We start from the raw sequence: 16,082 nt of genomic DNA, 5'->3' as shown, positions 1-16,082 counted from the left end.
AAAAGATGAAAATTGCAGTCATTGGTGGCGACGGTATCGGCCCTGAAGTCATGGCCGAGGGCCTGAAGGTGCTCAGCGCTGTACGTGATGACGTGGAGACTACCGAGTACGACCTGGGTGCGCGCCGTTACCTCAAAAACGGCGAATTGCTTACCGACGATGACCTAGCCAGTCTGCGTGAGCATGACGCGATTTTGCTGGGTGCCATTGGGGATCCGGACAAGGTGGCTCCAGGAATTCTGGAACGTGGACTGCTACTGCAGATGCGGTTTAAGTTGGATCACTTTGTCAACCTGCGCCCCTCCAAGCTGTATCCAACCTCAGTGAGCCCGTTGGCCAACCCTGGCGATATTGACTTTGTCGTGGTTCGCGAAGGAACCGAAGGACTGTACTGCGGAAATGGTGGAACTCTGCGCCAGGGAACCCCACATGAGGTGGCCTCTGAGGTATCCCAGAACACCCGCTATGGGGTTGAGCGCACCGTGCGCTACGCGTTCGAAGCTGCCATGAACCGCAACAAGAAGCTGACCTTGGTGCACAAGACCAACGTGTTGGTCAACGCCGGTACTTTGTGGCAGAACACCGTCAATGATGTTGCTCAAGAGTTTCCTGAAGTTGAGGTGGACTACAACCACATCGATGCGGCGACCATCTACCTTGTGACGGACCCTTCGCGCTATGACGTGATCGTCACCGACAACCTGTTCGGCGATATCATCACCGACCTAGCTGGTGCAGTCGCTGGTGGGGTAGGTCTTGCGTCGTCCGGCAATATCGACGCGTCTAAAGCAAACCCATCCATGTTCGAACCAGTCCACGGATCTGCCCCAGATATTGCGGGCAAAGGGATTGCAGACCCCACGGCGATGATCTTGTCTGTTGCAATGATGTTGCGGTGGCTGGGCGATGAGGATGAAGCCGTGCGAATTGAGGAGGCTGTGGCTGCTGATGTGTCGGCGCGCACCGAGACTGCTGTGGTCACTGCGGAGGTCGGTGACCGAATCGCTGTGGCGTTGCGTTAATCTGTAGATACCGTTGTCTTATGCACCCTTGCTAATTAAACGGCAAGGGTGCATTCTTGTTAATACTCCCGTGTTTCTGGATCCCGTTGGAAAGGTTTTTCATGCGCCGAATTTCCCCACGCGCCCGCGCAGCGACCGCCCTCATCCTCTCCGGAGCATTGTCACTCACCTCGTGTAGCAACAATGGTGGAAGTGGAAGTAATGGTGGAGCAGAAGGCGGCAAGAACGCTCAGGGCGAGAATACGCCGGCGCTCGAGACTCAGGGCCCAGAGGTGCTCGCTGACCCGGACGGTACCGGTGCAGAAGTGTCGCAGCGCCTCTTTGAACAATCAGAAGCCGTGGTGGTCGCCTCGTCGAAACGCGATGACCAGCTCCATGCCGCCGCCATCGCTGTGAAGTTGGGCGCGCCCATGCTGATCCGACACGCAGGGACTGACGCTGTTATTGACGCAGAGATTGAGCGGCTAGGCGCTCACCGCGTCATAGAAGTGGGTACGGGTACCACCAGCGCAGAAGGTGCGGAAGAAGAACTTCCGGCAACCGAGCCGATCGTGGTTCCGGAAGGCTCTGACGCTGTGACTGAGATCGTGGCGCTGGAAGCAGGCAAAAATCATGAGCTGGAAATGCCACCAATGTTGGCTACCGACATAACCTCCCTGGCCGCCGCTGCCACCGCAACCTCGGCTGGCGCGGACGTGCTGGTGCTAGATTACGCCGACCCGCGCATGACCGCTGAGTCGATGAAGACTGTGACCTCCCAGGACACTGTAGCTTTGGGGGCGCAATGGGGCTCCACTGAACAGTACGCAGAGCGCGTGGAGCTGGCCAACAATGGTGAGCTGCCAGGAGGTGGCGGGTTGGTGTTCCCGGGACGCCGGATGATTGCCCTGTATGGTCATCCGTCTGGTGGTGCCCTCGGTTTGATGGGGGAGCAGCCTCCGGCCGAGGCAGTGCAACGCTTGGAGCCAATCATTGCCGAATATCAGCAGTTTGAGAAGCAACCGGTGATCCCGGCGTTCGAGATTATCGTCACGGTTGCTTCCGAGTACGCGGGTGAAGATGGTGACTATTCCAACGAGGGTGCGCCCGAGGACTTCATTGGATATATCGATGCGATTACTGAGGCTGGTGGCTACGCCGTTCTTGACTTGCAACCGGGACGTGCGACTTTCATTGACCAGGCCAAGCGCTACGAAGAGTTGCTGAAGCGACCCAACGTGGGGTTGGCTATCGACCCCGAGTGGCGGATCGGGCCTGAGGAACTGCCAATGCAGCGGATCGGCAATACCACTGCGGCAGAGATCAACGAGGTTTCGCAGTGGCTGGCAGATCTGACTCGTGAGAACAACCTGCCCCAGAAGGCGTTTGTTGTGCACCAATTCCAGCACCAAATGGTTCGTGACCGCGACCAGGTAGACACCTCCCACCCAGAGCTTGCGTTTGTGCTGCACGCCGACGGCCATGGCACCCCGGAGTTGAAGTTTGAGACCTGGAATGCGCTGCGCGAGGGGCTTTCCGACGAGTGGTTCATGGCGTGGAAGAACTTTATCGACGAGGACACCCCAACATTTACCCCGCAGCAGACATACGAAACCGTCAATCCTCGCCCGTGGTTCGTGTCATACCAGTAAAAGCCTGTTAAGGAGGTCACAAATGCGCTAGTGTGACCCTATGACAGTTGAACTCGACGAGGTCCGCGGTTTCCTCGCCGAGCACGAACCCTTCGCCCACCTGCCCGAAGCAACCCTCGACGCGTTGCCCGGGCAGATGGGCATTATTTATGTCCGCCGCGGCGACGAACTTGTCTCGGTCGGTAGCGTCAATGACACCTTGTATGTGATCCGGTCTGGCGCGGTGGATATCGTCAGTGACGATGGACTGCTGCTTGACCGGCGCGATGCGGGGCGCAATTTCGGCTACTCAACCCTGGTGGGCGAGCCGGAATCCCTCTACCGCATGGTGGCGATAGAAGACAGTTTGTTGCTGACTATGCCACGCGAGACGTTTATCGGCCTGATCGACGAACACCCTGACATCAAGCGTTACTTCACTACCCAGTCTCACCGCGTCCGCGTCGCTGCCGACGAGGTCCGTGACGACGCCGCCGCCGAAGTGCTGCGCACCCCAATTTCTGATTTGATCCAGGGCCGAGCCCCCATTACCGCCGGGCCGGATACGACTGTGCAGGACGCCGCCGCGATCATGACTGAGGCCCGCGCCTCGAGCCTGATCATCATCGACGGCGGCGCTGGCACCAGTTCTGACTTCAGCGCGATTGTAGGGATCCTGACAGATAAGGATCTGCGCTCCCGAATTGTGGCCACCGCAGGTTCAGCGGATACCCCAGTTTGCGAGGTGATGACCCCGAATCCGCGAACTATTGATCCGTCAATCCTGACTTTTGAAGCCATGCTGGTGATGAGTGAGCTCGGTGTTCACCACTTGCCGGTTGTGGACACAGGTGGTGGCGTGGTGGGGATGCTAACCAGTGGCGATATTTTCCGCCAGTTGCAAACAGACCCGATTTACCTCGCCGCTGATCTGGCGCGCGCCGACGTGGACGAGTTAGCGGGAGCCTACGAACGCGCCGGGGAAGTGGCAGCAAAGTTCCTGGACCGCGGGGCAACGGCAGAAGAGGCCCACCATCTGATGACGAGTGTGGCTGACACGATTGCGCGTCGCCTCATTGAATTAGTGCAGCAGCGTCTCGGCCCGGCCCCGGTGCCATACGCCTTCGTGGCGGTAGGTTCGCAAGGCCGCAAAGAGATGGGGCCAGGCTCAGACCAAGATAACGCACTGGTGCTGGACAATTCCTTTGACGAGGCGACCCATGGCCAGTATTTCCAGGAGTTCGCCGCCTTCGTAAGCCAGGGGTTGGCCGCTGCCGGCCAGAAACTCTGCCCCGGTGACATGATGGCATCCAACCCGAAGTGGCGCATGACAGAACACCAGTGGAATGAGACGTTTACCGGGTGGGTGACTGCGCCTGAGGCTGAAGCATTGCTCAACGCCCAGATCTTCTTTGACCTTCGCACGATCGCCGGGGACCAGCATCTGGCCGAGCGTGTTCATGAAAGCGCAGTGCGTGCGGCCGCCAGGTCGCGCCGCTTGCATGCGCATTTGGCGGCGCTGTCAGCCAGGCGTGAGCCACCCATTGGGTTTTTCCGTGGGTTTGTGGTGGAACGCTCCGGCGACTACGCCTCAACTTTGGACATTAAAAAAGGTGGCACCGCTGCAATAGTGCAGATGGCGCGCCTGTACGCGATCGTGGCGGGCCAGCCTGTCGTCGATACGCGGAGGCGTCTGGAGGCTGCTGCCGGCGACAGTGTTTCTGAGAAGGGCGCTGCCGAACTCTTAGACGCTTTCGCCTACTTGCAAACCCTGACGATGCGCCACCAGGCGCAGCAAATTCGGGCCGGGGAAAGCCCGAATTATCGCATTGAGCCAAGCAAGTTATCGTCCCAGGATCGGGATAACCTGCGCGATGCATTCGGGGTGGTAAAATCGATGCAAAACGCTCTGGCCTCGAAGTACCCTGTGAGGACGATCTGATGTTTGGGTTGTTTCAGCGTGGCCCGGGGCGCGCGCTTGACGACGATCACTTCCTTGCCATCGATGTGGAAACAACAGGGCTGAAACCAGGCCGTGACCAGCTAGTGTCGGTAGGCTGGGTGCCAGTGACCAACCGGGTAATCGAACTAGGCCAGGCTGGCTACATGGTTGTAGAAGGGGCTGTAGTGGGGGAGTCTGCCACCGTCCACGGGGTGACCGACGATGATGTTGCCCGCGACGGCAGGCCTGCCGAAGAAGTACTTGCTGCAGTGTGTGAAGCACTCGAAGGAAGAAGGCTGCTGGCACATTTCGCGCAGATGGAGACCGGTTTTCTCGCGCAGTTACACAAGCAGGTGCGAGGATCCGCATGGAAGTTCCACCACGATGAAGTAGTAGACACCTTTGCCATGGAACGCCGTCACATGGAGCGCATGGCCACCTATCCCCGCGGGGAAGACCTGAGGCTAGCCAGGGTGCGTGCACGCTACGGGCTGCCCGTCTACCGTAACCACAACGCACTCACGGATGCGATCGCGTGTGCTGAGGTGTACCTTGCGATCACGGCGCATCAGGACCGGTAGGGCGAGTCCGGCCACCAGCTGGAGCCCTTTTTCAGTGAGGTAGGCTACCAAGCATGCGCTTTGGACGAATTGCAACACCTGAAGGAATGACGTTCGCCGTCATCGACGACGAGGCTACAACCGCGAAGCAGATTTCGGGAACCCCGTTTACCGCACCGGAGTACACCGGCAAGCAGTGGGCTCTTGACGACGTTCGCCTGCTCGCACCGATGCTGCCCAGCAAGGTCGTAGCTATTGGCCGCAACTACGCCGACCACGTGAAAGAGGTATTCAAGCAGTCGGCTGAACACCTGCCACCGACTCTGTTTCTAAAGCCACCGACAGCCGTAGTGGGCCCTGGGGCACCAATCAAGATTCCGGAGTTTGCCACCAATGTTGAGTTTGAAGGTGAGCTGGCTTTAGTCGTCGGCACGCCCTGCAAACAAGTCAAGGCTGCAGATTGGCGCAGCGTGATCCGTGGTGTAACTATTGTCAACGATGTGTCCTCGCGCGACCTGCAGTTGGCGGACCACCAGTGGGCGCGTGCCAAGGGCATTGATACTTTCTGCCCGCTGGGCCCCTGGATTGAGACGGACTTGGACAAATTCGAACTAGACAACCTGCCGATTAAGGCACACCTCACCCACGATGGGGAGCGCAAGACCTTGCAGGATTCTAACTCAGATCAAATGATCATGAACTTCGGCGAGATCATCGAGTTCATCACCGCGTCGATGACGCTGCTGCCGGGTGATGTGATCTGTACTGGTTCCCCAGCCGGAACGGCAGCCATGGTGCCAGGTGACTATATTGAGGTTGAAATCCCAGGACTAGGAACGTTAGGAAATCCCGTTGAGCGAGCATAACCAGCACGCCCACGGTGTGGAAGACTTCACCGAGTTCTACGCGGAGGGCCAGAAGTGGTCCGGAAACCCGAATGCGGCGCTTGTCCAAGTTGCCTCGGCTCTTAATGGCAGCCGCGCCCTTGACATTGGCTGCGGTGAAGGCGCTGACGTAGCGTGGTTGGCAGAAAACGGCTGGGATGCCGTAGGCACTGATCCGGTCGAGTCTGCTTTAGAGCGGGCACGTGCGGCGGTCAATGCCAGCCCCGGTACTCATTCTCGCGTAGAGTTTCACGCTCTTGACTTGGAAGGCACCGCAGAGAAATTTGCTAGCACGCCTTTTGACTTCGTCGCAGCGATGTATGTTCCGCTGAGCCAGGAACAGGGCAACGTCGATAAGCTTGTGTCTCTTGTTGCTGAGGGTGGCACGTTGCTATTCGTGCACCACGTATTCGATCCGCCACGCGACATCCTCACCCCGCAGCAGGTGGCGGACATGCTGCCTGCGGGGTGGACTGTGCAGCGCCTTGACGAGGTGGAGCGCAACGTGACCGAAGGCGCAGGAGCGCACCATAAGCTGGACTCGGTGCTCGTCGTGACGCGCAATTAGGCTGCTAGAGGCCGAGCGCGCGCATGATTGTGCGCAGCTTGGCCGTGGTTTCCTCAAGCTCGTCTTCTGAGTCGGAGTCTGCCACCAGCCCGCCACCTGCCCACGCGCGGGCCATGGTTCCATCGCCATTGACCTCGGCACAGCGGATGGCCACCATATATTCGCCGTCGCCTGTCGCGTCGCACCAGCCCACCGTGCCCGCGTAGAAAGAACGGTCCGATTCTGCGGTGACAATCAGCGCCTCGGCGGCCTCAGTAGGGGTACCGCACACCGCCGGGGTGGGATAGATCAGGCTGGCTAGCTCCAGCGCATTGGGCACTGGGTCCTTCAGCACACCCTCGACTGGGGTGGCGAGGTGCCACATCTCGTTGGTGCGTTCTAGCTTGGGGTGTTCCGCGATGTGCAAGTGTGCGCACAGCGGTTCAAGGATGCGCCGGATGTGCTCGACGACGTAGGCGTGTTCTTCGTGGTCCTTCGCCGAGCTGGCCAGAGCACGCCCGGCGGCCTCATCGGCGTTGGCATCGTAAAAATTTCGAGGCGCGGAGCCTGCCAGCGGATAGGAAGTCACACGGTTACCCTTACGGCGAACCAGCACCTCTGGGGAGGAGCCAACAAACATGTGGCCCTTTTTGCCGGCGGGTGTGAGATCAGCAATGAAACCGTCGCGGGTATACGACAGGTCAATCAGGCGTGCGGCCACAAGACGGGGATCCACCGGCGGGTCGAACGCAATATCAACCGCGCGGGCAAGCACCACTTTATCCAGCACTGAATTGCGGATAGTTTCTACCGCTGCTTCCACGCGCCGTAAATGCTCCGACGGTTCTGGATCGAACCCGTAAACGCTCGCGCTTAACGACGATCCCTCGCCGACCCGGTAATAAGGGTGTGGTTCGAGCGTGCCAGCCTCCCGGATGATGTTGACCGGAACCGTCAGCGCAGCTGGGGCATCCTTGTCGAAAGGGAGTGCCCCGACAACTATCTCCACTTCACCCTTGTTGAGAGCGCCGATGGCTTCCCACGGGTCAGTGAAACTGCCCTGGCAACCCTGAGTGCGCACCGAACCGTGCGCGCGCGACAAAAGAAAGTCGGGCGCGGTAGATGGTCGGTTGGCACACATAGGGTCCCAGTGTAGCTTTAGGCCCGCCGTGCCCGAAACCACGGGGCACGACGGGCAGCACTGCGTCGAACTAGAAACAGGTCCTAGAAGAAAGGCAGATTGAGATACTTCGCAAGGATACGAAGCGGTCCATTCAGGGAAGCGAAGGTACCTAATAAAGCGCCAAGGACGGTAACAATCGCGGCGATTTTGACAGCCTCAACGCCAGAGCTGCCGTTGGAAGACTTCGGATCCGGCTTAGGATCCGGAGTTGGCTTGGGCTCAGGCTTGGGTTCCGGCTTGGGCTCCGGCTTAGGCTCCGGCTTGGGCTCAGGCTTAGGCTCTGGCTTAGGCTCCGGCTTAGGCTCCGGCTTGGGTTCCGGCTTAGGCTCCGGCTTGGGTTCCGGCTTGGGTTCCGGCTTAGGCTCCGGCTTGGGTTCCGGCTTGGGTTCCGGCTTAGGCTCGGGCTTGGGTTCCGGCTTAGGCTCGGGTTGTAGGCAATTCCGGACAGCGTCGTTGCCGATAGCGAAGGTCAGCAGGTGGTCGCCAGAGGAGACCTTGGTGCCGTCCTTCAACGTACCGGTGTAGGACACCGCCAACTCATAAGTGCCAGGCGTGGAAAACGCCCAGTTAGTGTGCACGTGGGCATCATAGGTGGTGTTGATTGTGTAGTCGTTCTTGGTGGAATCAATCACCACTTCACCGGGCTGGCCGAGAACGCCATCAACGAACAATCCGTAGGAAGCACCGGCCGGGATGTTCAGTGGCTTGATGTGAAGATCGACGGTGCCGTCGAACTTTCCATAGTCCACACCCATGGTGTTGTACCCAGGCCACAAAATTTCAGAATTCTGAGTCTGTGGCAGATAGTAGAACTTGGATGTCTGATCTCCCACGAAGCTGTATGCAGGCTCCTTGAGGAAGTGGACAGGCTCAATCAAGGCATTGTCGTAGATGCCCAGAACTAGGTCTTCGGGATCTCGATATTCAAGAGGGGAGCCGTGGATGAAAGTTTCGTCTTTGACTTTGATGTCAATGTCGTTGTCATCGTCCATCAGCATTTGGAGGTCGATGTGCCCGTAGTCGAGCAGCAGCTTGTCATCGCATTTCTTCTGTGAATTGGGCGTGGTACGTGGCCCCAGCTCGTCCGCCATCGACGTTGGCGCATGAAGGCCTGTAAGTGAAAGCGCTACAGCCGTTGCTATGGCGAGGGAGCGCGTGCGAACCTTTCGCATAGTGAAAACCCCTTTCAATAGGTGTCAAGAGTAGATTAATGAAAACTGGTATCAACTATGGCGTTGGCTGTGTTTGTCCTGTTCGCGAGGTCGAGTCTACCCCTTTCCGGGTGACATTCGGTGCGAGCTGTTGGTAATGACTACCGTTGTCAATATCCTGTTACGGGAACGGTTTTCACTAGTGGAGGATTTATGTACACTTCTAGTCGCGAGTCAGTACGGTCGCGCACTCTGGTATCCCTCGTGGGCACACTCCTACTTGCGTTTCTGCTTATGCCGCTGCCGCGAGCGGATGCTCAATCCCTCACGTTCGATACAGGGCATGTTGATGCCTTTAACGTCACCAGCGAATCCGGCGAGCTGAACTTGAACTTGAAAGAAGACGTAACAGGGCAGCACGTGATCCGTGATCCAGAGACCGTAGTGCTGAAGGTCAAAGAGCAGGCTTGGACTGAGAAAACCTCCCCTATTATTGGTGCTCCAACCTATTTCCTCCCGCAAACACAGGATCAAAATCTGCTGTGGCCAGGTTGGGATACTCTCGGAGCGCAGAAGTACTTCAAAGGCGCAATCGACATCAATTTCCTTGAAGTCCAGGGGCCAGGTGAAGTCCACATGTGGGTCTCTGGAACCTTTGGTGAAGCCTCCTCGCCTTTAACTTCCGAATCGACGCACCTCACTTCTGGTTCCACGATCCGGCAAAATCCTCCGGCTCACGTGCACACAAACTGGGGTTTCACCCAAGCTGGTACCTACACGATGACAGTGCAGGCAGAAGGCACCAACATTGACGGGAGCCATGAGGAGTCCAACACTGCTACCTATACCTGGGTAGTAGGTCACGGAGCAAGCAATGGTGGTACCGCAACCGACGATGCTTGGCCATTGGATCTCAACGAAAATGATGGTGATGGCGGGCAACTCAACGGGACCCCTGGTGGAAATCAGAATCCTTCTAACAATGGAAATCCGCTGTCATCCGGTTCGTCGAAGCCTGCAAACAGTAGTTTCTACAACGGAACCAAGCCACGTGCAGCCGACAACAAGCAAACCACTCAAGCTCAGGGCACTAAACCGGGAAACGGTGGGCAAAGCGGAAGCGATAAGGGACAAAAATGCAAGCCTGCGCTGAAGCCGATGATCAAGGACGATCGCCAGCAGCCTGCAACTTGGGTTGATCCGGGCTCGTTAACATTTGGCCTGGGAAGCGCAGCCAAGAAAGATCTGCCCATGAAGATTGGGCCAGTCGATGCTGGCCCGGTACACATGATCGGCTCGACGCAGGAACCTAATGTGCCCTGGCTTGGTGCCAACACGCAGCACCCATCGGTTATTGAACACACCACCGGTGAGGTGGTGTGGGACCTCACCAGCTTCGAAGGTCCTGGCAACATGGTGGTTTACACGCAGGGCAACCTCGGCCAAGTTGTGGGTGAGGAGTGGTTCTCTGCTACCCCTGGAAATCCGTCCGGTAGCCACACAGTTCCAGCGAACACGCACGTTCACCAGAACTGGGTGTTTAGTGAACCCGGTACGTACAAAGTTGGCATCACCCAGTCAGCTACGCTAAAAGATGGTGGCAAGATCAGTAGTCCTGCAACGTTGACCTTCAACGTCGGTGGGGCGGGTAATGCAGATGATGGACACTTTGACTTTGGTGCCATCATCGAACCAGAGGGCGATTGCGGTGGAGGTGCCGGCGGTGCCGGTGGCAGTGGAGCCAGCGGTGGTGCCGGTTCCGGTGCTTCCGGAGGAACCTCGTCCGGCTCTGGACAGTTGGCCAATACCGGCGTGGATAGCATGACCTCCGCACTGGGACTTTTGGGATTGGGTGTGATCGTCCTAGGCGCTAGCTACATGTACACATCACGTGTACGTCAGGTGCAATAGTGCTAAGAAGAGGGATCGCCGTGGTGGCGTGTGCCAGCGTACTTGCAGGCTGCGCCACCACGAATGCGGCACAGCCTTCGCGAACCGATGAGATCACCGATGTGGTAGCCACCACCCCCATCATCGCCGACTTGGCACGCAATATTGCGGGGGATCAGGCGCGAGTCACCCAAATCATCCCCAATGGCTCTGACCCTCACACCTTCGAACCCACGTTGCGCAGTGTGCGCAACATAGCCAATGCCGATGTTGCCCTGATAAATGGTCTTCTCTTGGAACCACAGGCGTTGACGCGAACGGTGCATGCCACCGTGCCCGATAACACCCCTGTAGTCGAAGTCGCCGAAGACATGTCGCGCCACGGTGGCCAGCACATTGCCTTAGTGGAAAACGTTGCCCTTGACACGGTATGGCTGGGCATGCGAGTGATCGGATATGGGCAAGAACACGGGGGATCGTCGGCAAGCAATATCGCGCTGCGGGCCACCGACGTCCGTGGCCCGGGCCACGCAAGCGCCTATGTCACTGGCACCTTCGGTGAACCCGAGGTGTACTTCAACTCACGTGACGGGCTAGACGATAAGGACGAAACCCAGTTGGCACCCAATGCGCACACACACGTGAGTTGGGCGTTCAGCGATCCAGGCGTCTACGAAATCGACTTCTCGGCGAAACTTCAAGCGAATGACAGCGAAGCACCCGTCGATATTGGCAGTGCCACAATCACGGTGGCTGCGGGCGTGGACCCAGCAACTGCTGTTCCAGGTGCGCATGTGATCGACTCCGGGCATGTAGACGTGGCAGTGGACGTGGATGCGCAGGAGGTCCTGCTTGTCGGTGATGCCCCCGAGGGGACAGAAACCCGCTACCGGTACAACCCGGACGATACTGTGATAGCTGTACCCACAAGCACGCTGCAGGAAATCCCGGGTGAACCTGCCTACCGGTTTTTGGGCGATCCCGGCGATGAAACTTACATGCTCCCGCAAGCAGTGCTAGGAAAGCATGTGCACGGGGAAGTAGACCCGCATGTTTGGCATTCCGTGGCCAATGCTTCCGCAATGGTGCTGGTTATCCGGGACGCTTTGAGTCAGGCTGACCCCTCCGGGGCCGCAATCTATCACCACAACGCCGAGAGTTACCTCAGCAGGTTAGAGGGTGTGGACCAGAACATGCGCGCTGCAGTAGATTCGATCGACCCTGCAAGGCGCAAGCTTGTCACCACCCACCACGGCTACGCATACCTTGAGGAAGCGTACGGCTTGGAAGTCGCTGGTTTTGTTACTCCGAACCCGGATATTGAGCCCAGCCCTCGCGACCTTATTGCGCTGACCCGCACGCTGGAAAATCTGCATGTTCCAGCTGTGTTTTTAGAACCAGCACAAGCTATGCGTGAAACCGCGCTTTCGCTGACCGCTGACCGGTTAGGGATTGCCACCTGCCCGATCTACGGCGACACTTTCGACCCCGCAGGGGGAGCGGTTACCACCTACATCGATTTGATGAACACCAATGCTGACGCTTTTTCGCGCTGCCTTGGCGGACAGAACCACGAATAAAAACATGAGAAAGAGGACCGACATGAAGACACGGTGTGTAGCCACAGCCTGCGTGACCGCATTACTAGCAATAGCCACCCCGCAGTTGCCCATGGCATTAGCGCAAGCGGACCCCGCTTTGGAGCAAACGGTCACTGCCGATGAACAACTTGCCCCCGAAGGTGAGAAGACAGTAATTAGTGCAGGTCACGTGGATGTCGGGCCGCAGGTAGTTGACGGGGATCTGAAGTTTTTGGCACGCGATGATACTTCCGTGCCGCCTGTGTGGCGCAGTATCGACGATATTGTCTTCGAAGTCGGCGATGCATCTATTCAAACGCTGCCCGACAACGTGGGCAGTGAATTCGAATTTACCGGTGCTGGGGCGAGAGATTCACTGTGGGTAATCCCGCAGACAGAGGTTCCTTCCGTGCCGTGGCTCGGCTGGAACACCCAGGCACCATCGCTTTTAGATCTCGACATTGACCGCGGGGTCACCCTCGAGTTCGCCGGACATCAGGGCCCTGGGCAGTTCAGTCTTTTCATTCAAAACGGTGGCTTTGAGCCACCCCAGGTGCTATGGAACTCGGCTGCTGAAGGTACTCAGCCGTTGTTTGTGGACCTGCATACACACACGCACGCCAATTGGGTATTTACCGAGCCAGGTGTTCACCTGGTGGGCCTACGCGTGGTTGCTCCGCTGAAAGACGGCATAGAGCTTGTCGACGAACGGATCTTACGCTTCGCCGTCGGTGGTGCGCAGCCTACTGATGCTTTCGCCGCCACGTGGGACGAATCTGAAGAGATTGCTGCTGATCCGTCAGACGGCGACACCGCAGGCGATCAAAGCGACGATAACGGTGTACCAGTGGTGTGGATTGGCGTGGGCCTGGCGATCCTTGGTGTGCTTGCCGCAGTAGGGGCTGGCGTGATGCGTTCACAAAGCACTAAGCGTAAAGCGGCTGCAGCCGCGGTGCGAAAGGAGAGCTAGTGAGCGCACTGGAGATTAAAGACCTCGAGGTAGATCTCTCCGGCCGCGAGGTAGTCAAGGGAGTTGACCTGACTGTTGATGCCGGCGAGTTTGTGGGACTAGTTGGCCCCAACGGTGCAGGTAAGACAACCATGTTGCGGGCAATCCTGGGGTTGATCCCCGTCCGTGGTGGCGAGATTATCGTCGATAAGCACTCTCGCCCTGCCCAGCGCCGCGATCGGATCGGCTACGTCCCGCAAAGACACGAGTTTGCGTGGGACTTTCCCATTGATGTCCATGACTGTGTACTCAACGGGCGCACGCGACGCAGCCGGTTCACCCCAGTAGACTATGAGGCGACGGCACGCGCACTCGATAGGGTCAATTTAGCCGACCTCGCGTCGCGGCCAATTGGGGAACTGTCTGGCGGGCAACGTCAACGCGTGTTGATGGCGCGCGCGTTGGCTACCGAGCCTGCGGTGCTGCTTCTCGACGAACCCTTTACCGGTCTTGATCTTCCAAGTTCTGAGCAACTATTGGCGCTTTTCACGCAGTTGGCCTCCCAGGGTGTGGCAATTGTGATGAGCACCCACAATTTGGCCGAAGCCATGCATTCCTGTCACCGTTTGTTGCTTTTTAACGGCCAGATCGTCGCCGATGGCCCGCCTGAGAGTCTGCGCGATCCTGATGTGTGGATGCAGACCTTCGGGGTCTCCGCCCACTCGCCGCTGCTGACCACGGTAGGAGCACGCCTATGATTAGCATTCCGGATTTTATCGCTGATCTGACAAACCCGTCGCTTGCATTTTTACCCAAGGCGCTGCTGATCTCCGTGATCGCCTCTGTGGTGTGCGGGGTGGTGGGTACCCACGTGGTGCTGCGCGGTATGGCTTTTATTGGCGATGCGGTGGCGCACTCGGTCTTTCCCGGTATCGCGGTTGCTTTTGTACTGCAGGTTTCTGTGCTGGCCGGTGGTGCAGTAGCAGGTGGTGTGATAGCTATTTTGATTGCCGTGCTTTCCCAGCGGCGGCGCATTAAAGAGGACACGGTGATAGGTATCCTTTTTGCCGCAGCGTTCGCGCTGGGGTTGGTGATCATCTCGCGCGTCGAGGGTTATACCGCCAGCTTGTCTAGTTTCCTTTTTGGCTCGATCACGGGCGTAACTAACACAGACATCTGGATCGCAGCGATCGTCGGCACGCTCATCGTGGCCATTATCGTAGGGCTTTCGCGCGGGTTGACTGCTGTGGCTTTAGACCGCGAAACGGCACGCGCAATGAACTTACCCGTTTTCGTTTTGGATCTTGTGCTCTACCTGGCCGTGACCTTCGCCGTGGTGATTAGCGTGCGCACCATCGGCAATATTCTTGTGTTGGCGTTGCTTGTGACACCTGCGGCAACCGCGCGGCTGCTCACCAATAAATTATCCACCATGATGTGGATGGCCACCGCAATCGGGGCGATCGGTTCTATTGCTGGCATCTACTTTGCGTGGGCCATTGATCTTCCCGCAGGGGCGACGATCGTGCTCACAATCACACTAATCTTCGCCGTAACTTGGCTTTTAACCGCGGTGCGCCGACCTGTTGCGCACCCGAAACGAGAGAAGGTGGCGGCATTAGGCGCACACTAGTTTCTGGGATCACCGTGGCGGTCCTCGTTGGATGTGCTCCCTTGGCTGCAGCTGAGGAGCCGGTGGCAGAACTCGGCGTGGTGGGTACGGAAGTTTTTGAGCGTGACGACGACATCCTGCATGACGTCGCATTGCTAGCCGACGAGGAGACAGACTTAAATCTTGCCATCGCTTCGGTTGGTGATCAGGCGGATCAACCCACCATGGTTGAAATCACCGAGACTGAGGGCCCTGGACGCTTGGATGTCAAGCCTGAAGATGATGGAACGATTACCGTGTCCGCTAGCGAACCTGGCGAGTACCGAGGCGTGTTTACTTTCAGTTCGGAGGAGGGTTCCTCGGAACTGCCCTTTGGCGCATTGTTTGGGCAGGACACGGAAGCAACCGAAGCTGATGAGGCATGGGCTGAGTGGTTGGACCAAGACCCGAAGGACATTCGCAAAGATATCCTGGAGTGGACAGAGGAAGTAAAAAAGCTTGATGCTGCCGCTGCAGAATTACATAAACAAGCAGATGCGTTGGAGAAGAAAAGCAACAAAGAACAAGCCCAAAAAAACAAACGACGCCGCCAAGAAGCCAAACAGCAAGGTGAGCAAACACTTCGAACCCAATCAACCAATCAAGCACAGCCTGTGATGGGCGCGAACACAGGTGCCGATACCGGCAGCACCACGACGGGTACGCAGCAGGCCACTACTTCTGGCTCAGCACAACCCCAAGGTACTAGCTCGGCAGGCGGGACTAGCGCGGCTAGCCAGGGCGGTCAAACAAGTTCGAGCGGGTCTGCGGGTGGCTCTAGTTCAAGCGGCACTTCGCCAAGCCCGGCGTCCGCTGCTAGCGGTAGTACCGAAACTGGCCCGGCCTCGGAGGAAGAAGCAGAAGAAGCACCCGAGGAAGCTTCGGCAGGGCAATCGTCGTCAAGCCCGCTTGGCAACACACCGTACGCTGCGCCTCAGCAGGCCAGCGTTAACCAATCGGACCGGTTTGCTGAAGGACTCATTCTGGGTGCCGGGATTGTTGCCTTGCTGATCGGGCTGTTGAAATTTGCGGTGGCGTTCGGTGAGTCGCGTGGGATGCAACGCGCCGCAGAAGGTGCGGGTATGCCCAGCCAGAAGAGGTAAATCGAAGGCT

General features: G+C 57.9%; 14 protein-coding genes. 12 read left to right on the top strand and 2 right to left on the bottom strand.

Going from position 1 to position 16,082, the window contains the following annotated elements:
* The first annotated feature begins 5 nt into the window (after positions 1-5).
* The 6 genes from CKV99_RS06330 (at position 6) to CKV99_RS06305 (ending at position 6,586) form a co-directional block, all read left to right on the top strand.
* Entirely contained in the window at positions 6-1,022 is a 1,017-nt protein-coding gene (locus tag CKV99_RS06330) for a 3-isopropylmalate dehydrogenase (RefSeq protein WP_092257260.1), read from the top strand.
* Between the two features lie 101 nt (positions 1,023-1,123).
* A complete protein-coding gene (locus CKV99_RS06325) occupies positions 1,124-2,653 on the top strand; it encodes a cell wall-binding repeat-containing protein (protein ID WP_092257263.1) in 1,530 nt (509 codons plus the stop codon).
* Between the two features lie 40 nt (positions 2,654-2,693).
* The gene (locus CKV99_RS06320) at positions 2,694-4,574 is read left to right on the top strand and encodes a DUF294 nucleotidyltransferase-like domain-containing protein (RefSeq protein WP_092257266.1); all 1,881 of its coding nucleotides are present in this window, start codon (positions 2,694-2,696) and stop codon (positions 4,572-4,574) included.
* Positions 4,574-5,155 (top strand): 3'-5' exonuclease, encoded by a 582-nt coding sequence (locus CKV99_RS06315; RefSeq protein WP_092257270.1) that lies wholly within the window; start codon positions 4,574-4,576, stop codon positions 5,153-5,155. Before CKV99_RS06320 ends, CKV99_RS06315 begins: the two co-directional genes overlap by 1 nt.
* 53 nt (positions 5,156-5,208) lie before the next feature.
* A complete protein-coding gene (locus tag CKV99_RS06310) occupies positions 5,209-6,000 on the top strand; it encodes a fumarylacetoacetate hydrolase family protein (RefSeq protein ID WP_092257271.1) in 792 nt (263 codons plus the stop codon).
* Entirely contained in the window at positions 5,987-6,586 is a 600-nt protein-coding gene (locus CKV99_RS06305) for a class I SAM-dependent methyltransferase (RefSeq protein ID WP_157728387.1), read from the top strand. The genes CKV99_RS06310 and CKV99_RS06305 overlap by 14 nt, the downstream gene beginning before the upstream one ends.
* A 4-nt stretch (positions 6,587-6,590) precedes the next feature.
* Here CKV99_RS06305 and CKV99_RS06300 read toward each other — a convergent pair whose 3' ends face one another.
* A complete protein-coding gene (locus CKV99_RS06300) occupies positions 6,591-7,706 on the bottom strand; it encodes an isochorismate synthase (protein ID WP_092257277.1) in 1,116 nt (371 codons plus the stop codon).
* 83 nt (positions 7,707-7,789) lie between these two features.
* Positions 7,790-8,920, bottom strand: coding sequence for a choice-of-anchor M domain-containing protein (locus tag CKV99_RS06295; protein ID WP_092257280.1), 1,131 nt, complete (start codon positions 8,918-8,920; stop codon positions 7,790-7,792).
* Between the two features lie 192 nt (positions 8,921-9,112).
* Here CKV99_RS06295 and CKV99_RS06290 point away from each other — a divergent pair, with 192 nt between their 5' ends.
* The 6 genes from CKV99_RS06290 to CKV99_RS06265 are packed head-to-tail and all read left to right on the top strand — an operon-like array spanning position 9,113 to position 16,072.
* Positions 9,113-10,810, top strand: a complete 1,698-nt coding sequence (locus CKV99_RS06290) for a TIGR03773 family transporter-associated surface protein (RefSeq protein ID WP_092257283.1) — start codon at positions 9,113-9,115, stop codon at positions 10,808-10,810.
* Positions 10,811-10,824: 14 nt separating this feature from the next.
* Complete coding sequence (locus CKV99_RS06285; protein ID WP_408607560.1) at positions 10,825-12,369, top strand: anchored repeat ABC transporter, substrate-binding protein; 1,545 nt, start codon at positions 10,825-10,827, stop codon at positions 12,367-12,369.
* Between the two features lie 22 nt (positions 12,370-12,391).
* Complete coding sequence (locus CKV99_RS06280; RefSeq protein WP_157728385.1) at positions 12,392-13,339, top strand: choice-of-anchor M domain-containing protein; 948 nt, start codon at positions 12,392-12,394, stop codon at positions 13,337-13,339.
* Positions 13,339-14,076, top strand: coding sequence for an anchored repeat-type ABC transporter ATP-binding subunit (locus CKV99_RS06275; RefSeq protein ID WP_092257292.1), 738 nt, complete (start codon positions 13,339-13,341; stop codon positions 14,074-14,076). The genes CKV99_RS06280 and CKV99_RS06275 overlap by 1 nt, the downstream gene beginning before the upstream one ends.
* Complete coding sequence (locus CKV99_RS06270; protein WP_092257295.1) at positions 14,073-14,951, top strand: anchored repeat-type ABC transporter permease subunit; 879 nt, start codon at positions 14,073-14,075, stop codon at positions 14,949-14,951. The genes CKV99_RS06275 and CKV99_RS06270 overlap by 4 nt, the downstream gene beginning before the upstream one ends.
* Before the next feature lie 41 nt (positions 14,952-14,992).
* Entirely contained in the window at positions 14,993-16,072 is a 1,080-nt protein-coding gene (locus CKV99_RS06265; RefSeq protein WP_092257298.1) for a hypothetical protein, read from the top strand.
* The last annotated feature ends 10 nt before the right edge of the window (positions 16,073-16,082 follow it).

Source organism: Corynebacterium cystitidis (assembly GCF_900187295.1).
GTDB classification, from domain to species: Bacteria; Actinomycetota; Actinomycetes; order Mycobacteriales; family Mycobacteriaceae; genus Corynebacterium; species Corynebacterium cystitidis.
This window is presented reverse-complemented; position numbering and strand designations above follow the sequence as displayed.